General features: G+C 65.0%; 11 protein-coding genes. 3 read left to right on the top strand and 8 right to left on the bottom strand.

The genetic code is table 11. From position 1 onward, the window contains the following. The first annotated feature begins 115 nt into the window (after nucleotides 1–115). Nucleotides 116–364 carry a sulfurtransferase TusA family protein gene (locus tag MH112_RS09695; RefSeq protein ID WP_296567069.1) on the top strand — a complete coding sequence of 83 codons (249 nt, stop codon included), beginning with the start codon at nucleotides 116–118 and terminating at the stop codon, nucleotides 362–364. Here the strand turns inward: MH112_RS09695 and MH112_RS09690 are convergent. The 3 genes from MH112_RS09690 to MH112_RS09680 all read right to left on the bottom strand — a co-directional run bounded on the left by MH112_RS09690 (nucleotide 321) and on the right by MH112_RS09680 (nucleotide 3,494). After that, the gene (locus MH112_RS09690) at nucleotides 321–1,274 is read right to left on the bottom strand and encodes a YihY/virulence factor BrkB family protein (RefSeq protein WP_365786836.1); all 954 of its coding nucleotides are present in this window, start codon (nucleotides 1,272–1,274) and stop codon (nucleotides 321–323) included. The two genes, MH112_RS09695 and MH112_RS09690, sit on opposite strands and share 44 nt — an antisense overlap. Nucleotides 1,275–1,492: 218 nt before the next feature. Continuing rightward, entirely contained in the window at nucleotides 1,493–2,632 is a 1,140-nt protein-coding gene (locus MH112_RS09685; RefSeq protein WP_296567067.1) for a CaiB/BaiF CoA-transferase family protein, read from the bottom strand. An 88-nt stretch (nucleotides 2,633–2,720) separates the two neighbouring features. Next, nucleotides 2,721–3,494, bottom strand: a complete 774-nt coding sequence (locus MH112_RS09680; RefSeq protein WP_296567065.1) for an SDR family NAD(P)-dependent oxidoreductase — start codon at nucleotides 3,492–3,494, stop codon at nucleotides 2,721–2,723. A gap of 135 nt (nucleotides 3,495–3,629) precedes the next feature. Here MH112_RS09680 and MH112_RS09675 point away from each other — a divergent pair, with 135 nt between their 5' ends. Further along, the gene (locus MH112_RS09675; RefSeq protein WP_296567063.1) at nucleotides 3,630–4,946 is read left to right on the top strand and encodes a diguanylate cyclase; all 1,317 of its coding nucleotides are present in this window, start codon (nucleotides 3,630–3,632) and stop codon (nucleotides 4,944–4,946) included. A 26-nt stretch (nucleotides 4,947–4,972) separates the two neighbouring features. On the opposite strand, the gene mfd is transcribed toward MH112_RS09675, so the two are convergent. Together mfd and MH112_RS09665 are read right to left on the bottom strand one after the other, a co-directional pair. Continuing rightward, nucleotides 4,973–8,422 (bottom strand): transcription-repair coupling factor, encoded by a 3,450-nt coding sequence (gene mfd / locus MH112_RS09670; protein WP_296567188.1) that lies wholly within the window; start codon nucleotides 8,420–8,422, stop codon nucleotides 4,973–4,975. A 37-nt stretch (nucleotides 8,423–8,459) separates the two neighbouring features. After that, on the bottom strand, nucleotides 8,460–8,753 hold the full coding sequence (locus MH112_RS09665) for a succinate dehydrogenase assembly factor 2 (RefSeq protein WP_296567059.1): 294 nt from the start codon (nucleotides 8,751–8,753) through the stop codon (nucleotides 8,460–8,462). A gap of 163 nt (nucleotides 8,754–8,916) precedes the next feature. Between MH112_RS09665 and recG the strand changes: the two genes are divergently transcribed. Continuing rightward, entirely contained in the window at nucleotides 8,917–10,992 is a 2,076-nt protein-coding gene (gene recG, locus MH112_RS09660; protein WP_296567057.1) for an ATP-dependent DNA helicase RecG, read from the top strand. Nucleotides 10,993–11,006: 14 nt separating this feature from the next. On the opposite strand, the gene MH112_RS09655 is transcribed toward recG, so the two are convergent. The 3 genes from MH112_RS09655 to rfaE2 are packed head-to-tail and all read right to left on the bottom strand — an operon-like array spanning nucleotide 11,007 to nucleotide 14,692. Further along, nucleotides 11,007–12,185, bottom strand: coding sequence for a DUF3089 domain-containing protein (locus MH112_RS09655; RefSeq protein WP_296567055.1), 1,179 nt, complete (start codon nucleotides 12,183–12,185; stop codon nucleotides 11,007–11,009). Nucleotides 12,186–12,239: 54 nt separating this feature from the next. Beyond that, on the bottom strand, nucleotides 12,240–13,241 hold the full coding sequence (gene rfaD, locus MH112_RS09650; RefSeq protein ID WP_296567053.1) for an ADP-glyceromanno-heptose 6-epimerase: 1,002 nt from the start codon (nucleotides 13,239–13,241) through the stop codon (nucleotides 12,240–12,242). Beyond that, nucleotides 13,238–14,692, bottom strand: a complete 1,455-nt coding sequence (rfaE2, locus tag MH112_RS09645; protein ID WP_296567052.1) for a D-glycero-beta-D-manno-heptose 1-phosphate adenylyltransferase — start codon at nucleotides 14,690–14,692, stop codon at nucleotides 13,238–13,240. Before rfaE2 ends, rfaD begins: the two co-directional genes overlap by 4 nt. Nucleotides 14,693–14,701 lie beyond the last annotated feature (9 nt).

Below are 14,701 nucleotides of genomic sequence, written 5' to 3'. Positions count from 1 at the left end.
CCTTAAGATCAAACCGTGCGGCGTTGAGCCGCAGGCCTGGCAAGGTTGCGCTGGTCAGGGGCTGTCGGTTTGGTCCCGGACTTCCTCTGAGACCGACTGAACGTTATGGGGCACCATGTCTTTACCTGAGATCCTGGTCGACAGCCGTGGCCACCGCTGCCCCGTCCCCACCTTGCGTCTGCGCCGGGCGCTGGAGACTGCTCAGCCTGGGGAACGAGTCCGTTTGCTGGCCGATGACCCCTTGGCGCGGATTGACGTCCCCCACTTCGTCAACAGCGCTGGAATGACCCTGATCGAGCAGGTCGATCAGCCCGACGGCATCAGTTTTCTGGTCGAGAAGGCAGTTGGGGGCTCTTTGGCCTGAGGTCAGCCAGCAAGGCCTGTCGGCGGTGCTCATCCAGGCGGATCTCGATTTCCGTCGCCAAGGCACCGCCAAAGAATACGGCGTTCACGCTCCAGGACAGCCAGATCAGAAACACCACCACGGCGGTGATCGATCCGTAGGTCGCGCCGAGATGGGCTATCTGCTCGACATAGAAGGCGCTGGCCCAGGAGGCAAAAAGGCAGAGGATGGCGGCCACAAATCCCCCGCAAACCGCTGCCGCCCAAGCCACCGTGCGCCGGGACATGGCATACCGGTAGATCAGGCTCATCCCCAGGGTCAGGCCTGCGCTGGCCCAGGTCCATTCGCTGTAGAGCCATGAAACCCCGGCCAGGGGCCGCAGATCCAGGGTGGCCGCGGCCACTCGCAACCCCAGGAACATGGATGACACGATCCCCATCATGGCCGCCGCAGCCAAAAGGACGATCAGGGCCATCAGATTGAATCCGACGAACCCCCTGGGATCGGGCTCATCGTGAATGAAGGACAATCCGGCCAGCAAGGCCTTGAATCCCCGATGGGCGGCATAGGCACCGATCACAAGGGCCACCCCGCTCTGGGCGGAAATAGCGTCCCGAGGGGCCCGGGCGAGGCGTTCCAGTTCGGCCTGAAACAGATCACGGGCACCGGTTGGCATCAGCCTGGCCAAGGCTTCAGCCTGGAACTCCGCCTGGGCCGGATCGGCCAGCAGGCTGTAGGCCCCGATCAACAAGGCAACGGCCGGAAAAATGGCGAGCATGATGAAGAACGATGTGCCGCCCACATAGAGCATCACATCGCGGCCCCACAGGCGGGTCAGCGCCCGCCCCACCGTCGACAGGCCAAGGCGCGCCGCACGGAGCGGCTCCCATCGACGCATGCCCAAGCGGCCCAGCTCCTGGTGGATCGACATGTTTGCAGGTTGATCAAGGAAACCGCGGCGACGCAAGCACCACCAAGGGGTGACGACGCGTCGCCGGGATCACCGGAGACGCGTCGTCGATGGGCGTGTCCGCCATCAAGTCAGGGCCGCTTCGAGGGACGGGAGAGCGCAGCCCATAACCTTCAGCCAGGCTATGAAGTCCCCGCTGAACGCGACCTGAACAGCAATTCAGCATTAGGTTCAGACCCTTATGCCTCCTCCGAGACCGCGCCGGCGGCTCGCAGGGCCGAGATCTCGTCGCCTGTGAACCCCCAATCACTCAGGGCTTCATCATCATGGGCACCAATCGCTGGCGGCGGGCCCTGAATGGCCCCTGGCGTTGCTGAAAAGCGCGGCGCAGGCGCCGGCTGCACAACACCTGACACTTCCACGAAGGTCTGGCGGGCCTGATTGTGCGGGTGGGCCGGGGCCTCGTCCATGTCCAGCACAGGGGCAAAACACACATCTGTGCCGCCCATAATCGCCGTCCACTCGTCGCGGGTCTTTCCGGCAATCACCTCGGCAAGCTTAAGGCGCAGACCCTCCCACTCCCCACGGTCCATCTGCTTTTGGAAGGCGGGATCGGTGATGCCCGTCTTCTCCAGCAGGAGGGCGTAGAATTGGGGCTCGATGGACCCGATGGAGACCCAGCGCCCGTCCTTGCACTGGTAGGTGTCATAGAAGTGCGCGCCCCCATCAAGCATGTTGTTACGTCGGCCAGGACGCCACATGCCAGAGGCCTTGAAGCCGTAGAACATCGCCATGAGCGAGGCCGCACCATCGCTCATGGCGCAATCGATCACCTGGCCCTGGCCGCTCTCGCGGGCATGGATGACGCCGGCCAGCAAGCCAAAGGCCAGATAGAGGGCTCCGCCGCCAAAATCGCCCACCAGGTTCAAAGGTGGAACTGGCTTTTCCTCGGTCCCGATCGCCTCCAGCGCGCCGGTTATGGCGATGTAGTTCATGTCGTGGCCCGCCGCATGGGCGTAAGGCCCCGTCTGGCCCCAGCCGGTCATGCGCCCATAGACCAGCTTTGGATTGCGCTTCAGCGCCACCTCGGGGCCCAGGCCAAGACGCTCCATAACCCCAGGCCGGAAACCCTCGAAGATCGCATCGGCGCCTTCCATGAGTTTCAGGCAGGCCTCGATGGCATCGGGCGACTTCAGATCCATGCCAATGGACCGACGGCCACGGCTGGTCACATCGGCCGGCGAAGCGCGGCCTTTCCCCTTGCGATCAATCCGCACCACATCGGCACCGAGATCCGAGAGCAGCATGCCGCAGAACGGGCCTGGCCCGATGCCGGCGAACTCCACCACCTTCAGTCCGCTCAAAGGTCCCTGGCGCATGGCGCGATCCTCCAAAGTTCTGATCTGTCTTTCGACCACCTAGGCGCCATGACGCGCCGTCAGCCAAGACGATGTGGGCGAAGACGTCCTAGGGCAGAGACTGACCATCATCGACAGTCACCAAGGTTCCTGTGATCGCCGCTGCCGCAGGACCGGCGAGCATCAACAGCGCAGCGTCCAGGTCAGCCGCCTCCATGAGCCGCCGACGGGGGAACCCGCGAACCTGTTTCTGCCCGTTCTCGGTGGCAAACCAGGCGCTGTTGATATCGGTCTCCACATAGCCCGGGCACAGGGCGTTAACGGCGATATGGTGCCGCGCCCATTCCCGGGCGAGGGCCTTGGTCATCATGCCCACCGCGGCCTTTGAGGCGTTGTAGGCGCTCAGGCCGGGCAGCACCGTGTGGGCGGCAATGGAGGCGATATTGACGATGCGACCGCCGCCAGACGCCGCAAGGTCAGCAGCGATCATCTGCCGTGCGGCCGCCTGGGCGCAGAAGAACACGCCACGGACATTGACGTTGAAGGCCTGATCCCAGGCCTCCGGGGTCAGCTCCAACGCCCGCCCCTCGCCGCCGACGCCGGCATTGTTGATAAGGACCGAGACCGGACCGATGGAGGCCGCCACCTCGTCGAACAGGGGTCCAATCTGCTCAACCTTGGCCACATCCAGGGCTCGGGCATGGGCCAAGCCTCCGGCGTCGATGATCTGGGCCGCCCCGGCCTGAACCATGTCCAATCGCCGTGCGGCGAGCACCACCTCGGCACCAGCCTCAGCCAACACCTGGGCGAAGTGCGCCCCGAGTCCTCCCGAGGCGCCTGTGACCAGGGCAACCTTGCCCTTCAGCGTGGTTTCAGCGACCATGAATTCCTCCTACCCCATGAGGCTTTACGCCTCATCCCTCGCCCGCGACGTCCCAGCGGGATATCTTCGCGGACGCCCGATTCTGGCGCCTTGAGCGCAAGCCGGGGAAATTTTGTAGCGTCAAAGGTGCAGAGAATGGCCGCAGGCGTCCAGGCGCGGGTTCTTATCGTCGCGCGAGACGACGGGCTGGCGGGACCGTTGGCCGAAGGGCTGGATCGTCTTGGCTGGCGCACCATCACAGCGCGGGGACCCTATGCAGGGATCGCCGCCCTTGCTGATCTGCAGATCGAGGCGGCCATTGTCGACCTCCGCAGCGGCGGGCCCGAAGCCCTGACCCTGGCGCGGCGACTGAAGGCCGCCTGCGCCCCTCGCCGTCTGCCGGTGGTGGCCATTGGTGAGCCTGAGGACGGCGCGCAGGACTTTGATCTGATCCTGGCGCCGCCACTTCATCCGGCCCAGGCCGTCCTTCGCCTGGAAAATCTGGTGCGAATGGCGGTGGCTGAGGAGGAGTACGAACTCCGCCAACAGACCTTCGCCGAAAGGAACAGGGCTCTGGACTCTGCGGAGTCCGATCCTGCGCCCTTCCGAATCCTGGCCATCGGGGAGCCTGCGCCACAGTTTCTCGCCCTATCCAACGCTTTGGCGCGGGGCGGAGCCGAGGTGGTGGGGGCCTTCACCGCCTACACGGCCTTTGACTATCTGCATGAGCGGCCCTTTGACACCGTCGTGCTCTGGGCCGGGGAAAACCCCCACGAAGCCCTGTCCATCGCCGCAGGCATGCGCCGCAATACGCGCCTCTATCATGTGCCCGCCATGCTCTACATGCAGGAAGAGAGCTTTCTGACCATGTCGGAGGCCTATCACCGTGGCATCTCCGACGTGGCTTCGCCTGGTTCAGCCGAGTCTGAAACCGCCGGGCGAGTGATCGAACTGGCCCGGGCCTATCGAAAACAGACCGCGACCCGCAAGGCCCTGGAACGGGCCCGCAGTTCCGGCCTTATGGACCCGGCCACGGGGCTATTTACCCGGGAACTGTTCGCCACCCATTTGGGCCGACTGGCCCAGGCCTCCCGGATCCGCAATCGCCCCTTAAGCGTCTGCGTCCTGAAGGTCTCGGAGCGGGAAGATGTCACTGAGGCCCGCGCCCAGGGCTGGCTCGACCGGGCGATACCGCAGATCGGCGGCATGATCGGTCGTCTGGTGCGGGTTGAGGACACAGCCGCCCGGCTGAGCCACGAGGTCTTTGCCCTGGCCCTGCCCGCCACGCCGGCGGCCGCTGCCCGGGCAGCCGGCGAGCGGATTGCCGCCGTGATCGGCTGCACAGCCTTTGAGGCAGGCGAAAACCGACCGCCCTTTGTGGTCGAGTTTGATATCGGGGTGGCCGAAGTCACCGGTGCCCACGGACCAGGCCGGGCGCTGGAAGAAGCCGCCCGCAGGGCCATGGCCACCTGAGAGGCCGGGCCACAGGCCCTCAGGGCTCAGACGGCCAGAGCCAGGCGCGACAGCTCGGTCAGGATGCGTTCGGCGGCGTTGAGCCGCTGTTCAGGGCTTTCCCACTCGCCCTTGACCACGGCCTTGTTGTCGGGGCGCAGACGCCAGCCCATCTGGTTGCGATGCACGAATTCGATCAGGCCGCCGGGATTTGGGAAGGCGTCATTGCGGAAGGTGACGACCGCGCCCTTGGGGCCTACGTCGATTTTGGAAACATTGGCCTGACGACACATGCCCTTGATCGCCACCACCTTGAGAAGCTGGTCCGTCTCGGGTGGCAGGGGGCCGAAGCGGTCGATCAGTTCGGCGGCCAGGGCCTCACGATCTGCCGCCTGCTCAGCCTCTGACAGCCGGCGATAGAGCGACAGTCGCACATTGAGATCGGGGACATAGGCCTCCGGAATGAGCACCGCCGCGCCGGTGTTGATCTGCGGCGACCAGCCCCGATCCTGCACGCCCTCTGCGCCGACCAGCTCCTTCAGCTCGTTGACCGCGTCCTCCAGCATCTGCTGGTAAAGCTCGACGCCGATCTCGCGGATGTGGCCCGACTGCTCCTCACCCAGCAGGTTGCCCCCACCACGAATGTCGAGGTCATGACTGGCCAGCTGGAAACCTGCGCCAAGGCTATCGAGAGATTGAAGCACTCTGAGGCGCTTCTCTGCGGACAGGGTGATCACCTTGTCCTCTGGGGTGGTCATGTAGGCATAGGCTCTCGCCTTGGCCCGGCCTACCCGGCCCCGGATCTGATAAAGCTGCGACAGGCCAAACATATCGGCCCGGTGGATGATCAGGGTATTGGCCGTGGGCACGTCCAGGCCTGACTCCACGATGGTGGTCGACAAGAGGACATCATACTGCCCGTCATAGAAGGCCGACATGACCTCCTCGAGCTGGGTCGGCGGCATCTGGCCATGGCCGACCACAAACCGGACTTCGGGCACCTGCTCGCGGAGGAAGCGCTCCAGATTGGGCAGATCGGCGATCCTGGGGGTCACGAAATAGGCCTGACCGCCACGGTACTTCTCACGCAGGAGCGCCTCGCGCACCGTGATTGGATCCCAGGGCGTCACATAGGTCCGCACGGCCAGCCGGTCGACGGGCGGGGTGGCGATGATCGACATCTCGCGGATGCCAGACAGTGACATCTGCAGGGTACGTGGGATCGGGGTGGCCGTCAGGGTCAGCATATGCACATCGGCGCGAAGCTCCTTGAGCTTCTCCTTGTGCTTGACCCCGAAGTGCTGCTCCTCATCGACGATGACCAGACCCAGGTCCTTGAACCCGACCTGCTTGGACAGCACCGCATGGGTGCCGACAACGATCTCGATCTCACCCGACTTCAAACCCTCGCGGGTCTCGGCGGCCTCCTTGGCCGGGACCAGGCGCGACAGGCGCCGGACCTTAACGGGCCAACCCTGGAACCTCGCCTCGAAGGTCTTGAAGTGCTGGCGCGCCAAGAGTGTCGTCGGACAGACCACAGCCACCTGTTGACCGCTCATGGCCGCCACGAAGGCGGCGCGCAGGGCGACCTCTGTCTTGCCAAAGCCCACATCGCCGCAAATCAGCCGGTCCATGGGCCGGCCTGATCCCAGGTCGGTGAGCACATCGCCGATGGCGTTGAGCTGATCTTCGGTCTCCTCATAGGGGAACCGGGCGCAGAACTCGTCAAAGACCCCATGCGGCGGATCAATGCCCGGTGTGGACTTCATTGCCCGCTCAGCAGCGATGCGGATCAGGCCCCCGGCCATCTCCCGAAGCCGCTCCTTGGCCTTGGCCTTGCGCGCCTGCCAGGCTGCGCCACCCAGGCGGTCCAGGGTCACCCCCTCGGACTCCGCCCCGTAGCGGGTCAAAAGGTCGATGTTCTCTACGGGCAGATAGAGCTTGGACTCACCGCCGTACTGCAATTCCAGGCAGTCATGCGGGGCACCCTGGACGTCTAGGGTCTTCAACCCCTCATAGCGCCCGATCCCGTGCTCAATGTGCACCACCAGATCGCCCGGCGTCAGGGCGGAGGCTTCGGCCAGGAAGTTGGCGGCCCGGCGGCGCTTTCGCGGTCGGGCGAGGCGATCGCCCAGGATGTCGGTCTCGGAGATGACCACCAGCCGGTCGGTCTCAAAGCCCGCCTCGAGCGGCAGAACCACCCGCTGAGGAACCTTAGGGTCGGCCGCCTTGGCCGCCTGCCAATAGGGTGCCAGGGCGATCCGTGACAGGCCGTGATCGGCGAGCATGCCCCCGAGGCGCTCAGATGCCCCCTCGGTCCAGGAGGCGAACAGCACCCGCTTGCCCGCAGCGCTTTGGGCCTTGGCATGGTCGACTGTGGCTTCGAACAGATTGACGCTGTCGCGCTGACGTTCCGGCGCGAAACTGCGTCCGGCCCGGGCACCCAGGTCGATGACCTGCTCACCCTCGACGGCGTTGAACGCCGAAAAATGACGGTTGGGTCGTATTGAGAGCGCCTGCTCCCACTCTTGGGCTGTAAGGTAGAGTTGGTCCGGCGGCAGGGGGCGGTAGTTGGACTTGCGTCCCGCTTCAGCCCGGGCGCCAAAGGCATCGGTCAGCATGCTCAGACGCTCGTCCCGCGCCTCCGCCGCAAGGTGGTCCACCGCGATCAAGGTGTCGACCGGCAGGTAGTCAAAGACGGTCTCGAGGCGGGGATAGTAGAGCGGCAGCCAGTGCTCCATCCCTGCCCGCCGCCCGCCCTCGCTCACCGTGGCGTAGAGCGGATCATCACCCGCTGCGCCGAAGGTGGCCACATAGCCGGTGCGGAACCGCGAGATCGCCTCGGCGTCCAAAAGCGCCTCGCTCACCGCCAGCAGGCTAACCTCAGTGAGTTGCCGGGTAGAGCGCTGGGTTTCCGGATCAAAGGCGCGGATCGACTCCAGGATGTCGCCAAACAGATCCAACCGGACGGGCTCATCGGCCGACGGCGGGAAGACATCAATCACCCCGCCTCGGATAGCGAACTCGCCCCGCTCCGAAACTGTGGAGGCCCGCTGATAGCCATTGACGGCAAAGTAGCGTTCGAGGTCAGCAATCTTTACCTGGCGGCCCACACGGGCGCTGTAGGACGCGGCCTCCACCGCGCTTCTGGGCGGCACGCGCTGGATCATGGCCGGAATCGCGGCCACCAGCAGGGCCGGCTTTTTCGGTGCAAACCCGCCACTGGCCAGGCGAGCCAAGGTCGTCATCCGCTGCGCCGCTACACCCGGCGAGGGCCCGATCCGGTCATAGGGAAGGCAGTCCCAGGACGGGAAGCGCATGACCTCAACGTCCGGGGCAAAAAAGGCGAACGCGTCGGCAAACGCGCTCATCCGGGCCGTATCCCGGGCGATGAAGACGCTTAAGCCCCCCCGCGCCCGCACGATGTCGGACATGACCAGAGCGTCAAACCCTTCTGGCGCACCGACAAGATCGATGCGCTCAGGGTCGGTATTGATGCGCTTGAGTTGGGTGGCGCTGGGGGCGACGACGCCGTCAGCCGCCACGGGCGCCGCCAATCGTCGTGTGAGCTTCGTCGCGGAACCGCCTGATCATCAACATGATTTCTGTGTTGAATTCAGGTGGTGTTGGCCCACGCTCAACGATCCAGCCATAGATGTCATGGTCGGGTTGATCGAGCAGGTGTTCCAGGACATCCAATTGCGCGGGGCTGAGGTCCTTGGCGTAGCGATCAACAAAGCCGCCAAGAATGAGGTCAGCTTCCACAAAGCCCCGATGCCAGGATCGGAACTTGAGGCGCTTGAGTCGGATGTCGTGTGTGTCGGGCATGGCGAGCGCGGATATAGAGCGCCAGCCAGCGAAGCGCCAGGGTCAAGGCACATGGAACCCGCCGGGTGCCCGACGCCCAGAAGGTGGCAAGCTCTGACCCCTGCTCCCACAATCCTCAGCAACGCTTAGGTCTGAGGGCGTCCAGCACGCTATGTTCAGGAGCATGCGACCGGAGATTCTCTATCCGCTCTTCGCCCCCATAGACACGCTGAAAGGCGTGGGGCCTCGGGTTGCGCCGCTGTTGGTCAAGCTGGCAGGCCCCCTGGTGCGGGATGTGGCGTTCCTCGCGCCCCACAGTCTGATCTACCGGTCCCACGCCAGGGTTGATGCAGCGCTTGAAGGCGCGGTGCAGACCTTTGCTGTGACCATAGAGGCCTATCAACCGCCACGCAGTCCTTCGCAGCCCTGGAGGGTGAGAACCTTTGACGGCTCCGGCTTCCTAACCCTGGTCTTTTTCGGTGCCCTGGGCGCCCGGATTGAGGCGCAGCATCCTGTGGGGGCCCAGCGGCTGGTCAGCGGTAAGGTCGAGCGATTCGGTTCAGAGATTCAGATCGCTCATCCGGACTATCTTGTTGGCCCCGAAAAGGCCGACCAGATCCCCGAGATCGAGGCTGTCTATCCCGCCACGGCCGGCTTGCCAGCCCGCACGGTCCGTCGACTGGCCCTCGACGCCTTAACCCGAACCCCAGCCCTGCCGGAATGGCAGGACCCGGCCTGGCTGGCCAAGCAAGGGTGGGGAAGCTGGCGAGACTGTCTGGCGCGCTTGCACGCCCCGGAAACCGAGGCTGATCTTGGCCCTCAGGCGCCCCACCGCCAGCGCTTGGCCTTCGATGAACTCCTGGCCCACCAGCTCGCCATGGGACAGCGACGGGCCGACCGGCGCGCCGAGCCCGCTCCGCCCATCGGGCCTGGACGCCTGGCAGACGCCCTGCAGCACGCCCTGCCCTTTCGACTGACGGGGGCGCAGGAACGCGCTCTGGCTGATATCAGGGCCGACCTTGCCAGCGGAGAGCGCATGTCGCGGCTGCTGCAAGGGGATGTGGGGTCGGGCAAGACCGTCGTGGCCATGCTGGCCATGGCCGCGGTCGCCGAGGCCAAGGGGCAGAGCGCCCTGATGGCTCCCACCGAGATCCTGGCCCGACAGCATTTTGAAACTCTGGCCGCTCCGCTGGAGGCCCAGGGTCTGGCCGCGGTCCTGCTGACTGGGCGGGACAAGGGCGCGGCGCGGACCGAGAAGCTCAAGGCTCTGGCCAGTGGGGCCGTCCAGGTGGCCGTTGGCACCCACGCCCTGTTCCAGAACGATGTCGCCTTCCAGGACCTGCGCCTGACGGTCATCGATGAACAGCATCGGTTCGGCGTGGCTGAGCGCCAGCGCCTGCAGGCCAAGGGCGCGGCTACACACCTTCTGGCCATGTCGGCGACGCCCATACCACGCACTCTGGAATTGACTGTCTTCGGAGACCTGGATGTCTCGCGGATTGACGAAAAGCCCCCGGGGCGCACACCGGTCGCCACCCGCGCCATCCCGATGGGGCGTATGGCTGAGGTCGAGGCACGATTGAAGGCGGTGGTCGGGGCCGGGGCTCAAGCCTTCTGGATCTGCCCCTTGGTCTCGGAGTCCGAGAAGACTGACCTGGCCGCCGCCGAGCGTCGAGCCGAGGAGCTTCGCCACCGGATCGGTCCCAGTGTGGGCCTGGTCCACGGCAAGATGGCTGGCCCCGAAAAGGACGCCGTTATGGCTCGCTTTGCGCAAGGTGAGCTGTCGGTGCTGGTGGCTACCACCGTGGTGGAAGTCGGGGTCAATGTTCCCAATGCCACCATTATGGTCATTGAACAGGCCGAGCGGTTCGGCCTGGCCCAGCTGCACCAGCTCCGCGGGCGTGTGGGGCGCGGTCGCGCCGAAAGCGCCTGTGTGTTGCTCTATGATCCGCCCCTGTCAGAGGCCGGCCAAAAGCGGCTGGATATTCTGCGCCGCACGGACGACGGGTTCTTGATCGCCGAAAGAGACCTGGAGCTGCGGGGCGGTGGCGACCCGCTTGGCCTTCGACAGAGTGGGTTTCCCGCCTACGTGTTCGCCGACCCCATCGCCCATCGAGATCTGATTGCCGCCGCCGGGGATGACGCGCGGCTGATCCTGGCCCGGGACCCTGAACTGACGACGCCACGGGGTGCAGCGCTCAAGGTGCTCCAGGCACTGTTCGACTGGCAACCCCAGTCCACCCTGCAAGACGCCGGTTGAACGCCAAAACAGCCTCAGTCGATGCGGCGCACCGGGAGGGTCTGAACTTCCGCGCCCCTGGGAATGGGACGTGCCGCCCGCGGAAAGCTCGGATCGCTTAGAAGCGCACTAAGGCGTAGCTCATAACTGGCCTCAATATCCCCATAGAACAGATTGTATCCAGGCATTTTTCTACGGTTTGCCCAGGATCCTGTAGGACGGAAGGCCGCCGAACGTGGCCGAGTCACACGGAGGATGCCCGCCTCGCACGTTGCGCTAACCTGACGGGTCTGCAACGCCGGCCTGGCCCCCCACTCCAGGTTCGTCGCATTGGTCGCGCCCTTGGCCAGCCGCGCCGGTGCCTCAACCTCACTCACCGCGCCCAGCAAAGGGTTATAGCAGGCAGCCGGTCCTTGCAGATTGACCAGTTGATCCCCGTTGCTCCAGACCAGGGAACGGTCCCGAAGCATCTGAGCGCGCTCCCGATCGCCTTCATAGGCTGACACCCATGCCGCCAGGCAGCCCGTCTCCTCCGGCCGACGGCAAAGCGGTATCGGCGGCGAGTCGGCCGGCACGGCGGTCTCGATCAGATAGGCCGCCACCAGGCGACGGCTAAGGTCCGGGTCGTCCGCCACTACCTCAGCCAAAAGCCGCGCCGCCAGGGTTCCCCCCTGCTCCACCCCAACGATGACAAAGGGTCGACCGTGGTTATAGGCGCTCAGATAGTGGGCGAAGGCCTCACGCACATCGCCATAGGCGAACCGCCGCGCCTCCCGGGCATCATCGCGCAGGGTAAGCATGGAATAGAGACTGGCCTGGCGATAACGCGGGGCGAACACTCGGCCCATCCGGACGAAAGGCCCCACATAGTTGGGGCCCACCGTGCGCCGGAAGAACTGGTCGGCACCAGGATCATCAATTGGCCCATTCCAGTGGCCACCGCCATCATAGCTGGTTGGCCCCACGAAGAAGACGTCAGCCGGCGGGTCATCATCCCCCCAGGTCTGAGGCTGAGCAGGCAGCAAGCTCCAAGCCTCTCTCTGACCGTACTGGGGCACAGTCGGCGGCTCATAGGTTTGAAAGGGCTCCTTGGGATCAAGCCCTGTCCGCAGGATGTCATCGCGCCAGACCACGGCGCTGGTGATCACCAGCCCCACCAGAAGCAGGGCCGCGCCCATGAGCCAGAGCCTGGTACGTCGAGAAACATCGGCCATGCAGCAAGCTTAGCGCCTTCGGAGCCCCGAAGAAATCAGCCGTGAACCCCCGCCCTAGAGATAGGGGTCGGACTGCGACAGGTAGCCTGTCACATAGTCGCCGATCCCCGCTTCCAGGGATGTGAACGGTGTCTCATAGCCCGCCCGGCGCAGCCGGCTCATCTGCGCCTGGGTGAAGTACTGGTAGCGGTCACGGATGGCCGGCGGCATCGGGATATAGTCAATCTCCGGCGCCCGGCCTGCAGCGGCGAAAACCGCCCTCGCCATATCGGCAAAGCTCCGCGCCTCGCCCGAACCCAGGTTATAGACCCCATTCACCTGCGGATTGGCTGCCAACCAGGCCACAACATCGGCTACGTCGCGGACATAGATGAAATCCCGCAGTTGCCCCCCGTCAGCGATCCCCTCCCGATGGGACTGGAACAGCTGAACACCCTGACCGTCACGGACCTTTGGCCAGATCTGCGCGGCGACGGATTTCATGGCCTGTTTATGGCCCTCATTGGGGCCGTAGACGTTGAAGAACTTCAATCCGGCCCACTGCGGGGGCGCATAACCTCGGGCCGCCTGACGCACCGCAAAGGTGTCAAACAGCGCCTTGGACCATCCATAGGTGTTGAGCGGGCGCAGGGCCGCAAGGGCTTCAAAGTCGTTGTCGTCACCAAAGCCCAACTGGCCATCGCCATAGGTTGCCGCCGACGACGCATAGATCAGCCTTCGCTGCCGGTCGGCACACCAACGGAACAAGTCTCGGGACAAGCCAAAGTTTGAGGAGACGATCTTGTCGGCGTCCGGCTCGGTGGTGGAGGACACAGCCCCCATGTGAACCACCAGCTCCACATCGCGCCAGCGCTTCTCGAGCCATTCGAACATCTGCTCTGGCGCGACGAAGTCACCGATCGGATGCTTGGCGATGTTACGCCACTTGCCAAGCTCAGCCTCTCGCAGCCGATCACAAACCACCACGTCCAGGCTGCGGTCCTGCGCCAGACGGGCGACAATGTTGGAGCCGATGAAACCGGCACCGCCGGTGACGAAAACGATTCGGCGGCTCATGCCTTCTCCTGCATCCGGCTCAAGGCTGCGGTGGTGGAATAGCCATCCACGATTTGGGCCAGTCGAACCTCGCCCCCCCAGCCCTTCACCTCGGCTGCGCCGACCACCTGTTCCTCGGAATAGTCCGCCCCCTTGATCAGCACGTCGGGGCGGGCGAGTTCAATGAGCGCCATGGGGGTATCTGCTTCAAAGGGCACCACAAGATCGACCGCACCTAGCCCTGCCAGCACCACCGCCCGGCTCTCCAGATCATTGACCGGCCGGCTTTCGCCCTTCAGCCGGCGCACCGAGGCGTCGTCATTGACGCCGACAATCAGTCGGTCGCACCAACCCCGCGCCTGGTTGAGATAGGCCACGTGGCCCTTATGCAGAATGTCAAAGCAGCCGTTGGTGAAGCCGACCTTCAGGCCCCGAGCCTTCCAGCGCACAACTTCCTCGACCATGCGCTGAGGCGTGCTGACCTTGGCTTCGGCAGGGGCTTGATGCGCGGCCAGGGCTGCTTCAATCAGCTCTCCAGGACTGACCACCGCCGTGCCCGCCTTGCCCACGGCCACGCCGGAGGCCAGCATGGCGAAGGCGGCGGCATCCTCAATGGTGGCGTTTGCGGCCAGGGCCAGGCCCAGGGCCGCCAAGGTGGTGTCACCGGCGCCAGAGGCGTCAAACACTTCCTTTGGCGTACCCGGAAAATGGCGTACCGGCTGATCTCGGACCGCCAGGGAAATCCCTTTGGCTGACCGGGTCACCAGGATCGCGCGGGCTTCACAGAGGGTCAGCGCATGGGCCAGGGCCGCCGCGACCTCCGCATCTGTGGAGGTCGGCATGTCTGTGGCATGGGCAAGCTCCGCCGCATTGGGCTTGATGATGTCCACCTCGCCATAGCGAGCGAAACTGCGGGCCTTTGAGTCGACAATCACCCGGGCACCGGCCGCCCGGCAGGCGGCGATCACGGCCGGCGTCACCACGCCCTTGCCGTAGTCCGACAGCAGAATCAGTCCCACATCAGCGGCCACATCGCGGATGGTGCGAACCAGTCGTTCCTCAACCTCGCCCACTGCAGCACCGGCGACTTCCTCGTCCACCCGCAGCAACTGCTGGCCACCGGAAACAAAGCGGGTTTTGAGCGTGGTCGGTCGCGTGGCATCGGTGACAACAAACCCTTCGACGCCCGACTCTGCCGCCACAAGGCGAAGGGCTTCGTGCCCCTGCGCATCGCCGCCCACCAGGCCGACCAGGCAGACATGGCCGCCAAGGGCGGCCACATTGCGCGCCACATTCCCTGCAGCGCCCAGCATGACCATCTCTCGCTGCCGCGCCAGGACGGGGATCGGGGCCTCCGGCGACACACGCGTCACCTCCCCATAGACGAAACGGTCAATCATCAGATCGCCGACGCAGGCGACGCGAACGCCATGCAGGGTGGACAGCAAGTGCTGAAGGGCGGCCAGATCCATCGGCGAGGT

This window comes from Phenylobacterium sp. (genome assembly GCF_022402485.1).
GTDB lineage: Bacteria > Pseudomonadota > Alphaproteobacteria > Caulobacterales > Caulobacteraceae > Phenylobacterium.
Note: the sequence above shows the minus strand (reverse complement) of the source record. Positions and strands in the feature narration are given on the sequence as shown.

Bases quoted from the DNA above. Each gene is read 5' to 3' on its own strand.
- MH112_RS09695 (WP_296567069.1), top strand. From the start codon at position 116: ATGTCTTTACCTGAGATCCTGGTCGACAGCCGTGGCCACCGCTGCCCC.
- MH112_RS09690 (WP_365786836.1), bottom strand. From the start codon at position 1,274: ATGTCGATCCACCAGGAGCTGGGCCGCTTGGGCATGCGTCGATGGGAG.
- MH112_RS09685 (WP_296567067.1), bottom strand. From the start codon at position 2,632: ATGCGCCAGGGACCTTTGAGCGGACTGAAGGTGGTGGAGTTCGCCGGC.
- MH112_RS09680 (WP_296567065.1), bottom strand. From the start codon at position 3,494: ATGGTCGCTGAAACCACGCTGAAGGGCAAGGTTGCCCTGGTCACAGGC.
- MH112_RS09675 (WP_296567063.1), top strand. From the start codon at position 3,630: ATGGCCGCAGGCGTCCAGGCGCGGGTTCTTATCGTCGCGCGAGACGAC.
- MH112_RS09665 (WP_296567059.1), bottom strand. From the start codon at position 8,753: ATGCCCGACACACACGACATCCGACTCAAGCGCCTCAAGTTCCGATCC.
- recG (WP_296567057.1), top strand. From the start codon at position 8,917: ATGCGACCGGAGATTCTCTATCCGCTCTTCGCCCCCATAGACACGCTG.
- MH112_RS09655 (WP_296567055.1), bottom strand. From the start codon at position 12,185: ATGGCCGATGTTTCTCGACGTACCAGGCTCTGGCTCATGGGCGCGGCC.
- rfaD (WP_296567053.1), bottom strand. From the start codon at position 13,241: ATGAGCCGCCGAATCGTTTTCGTCACCGGCGGTGCCGGTTTCATCGGC.
- rfaE2 (WP_296567052.1), bottom strand. From the start codon at position 14,692: ATGGATCTGGCCGCCCTTCAGCACTTGCTGTCCACCCTGCATGGCGTT.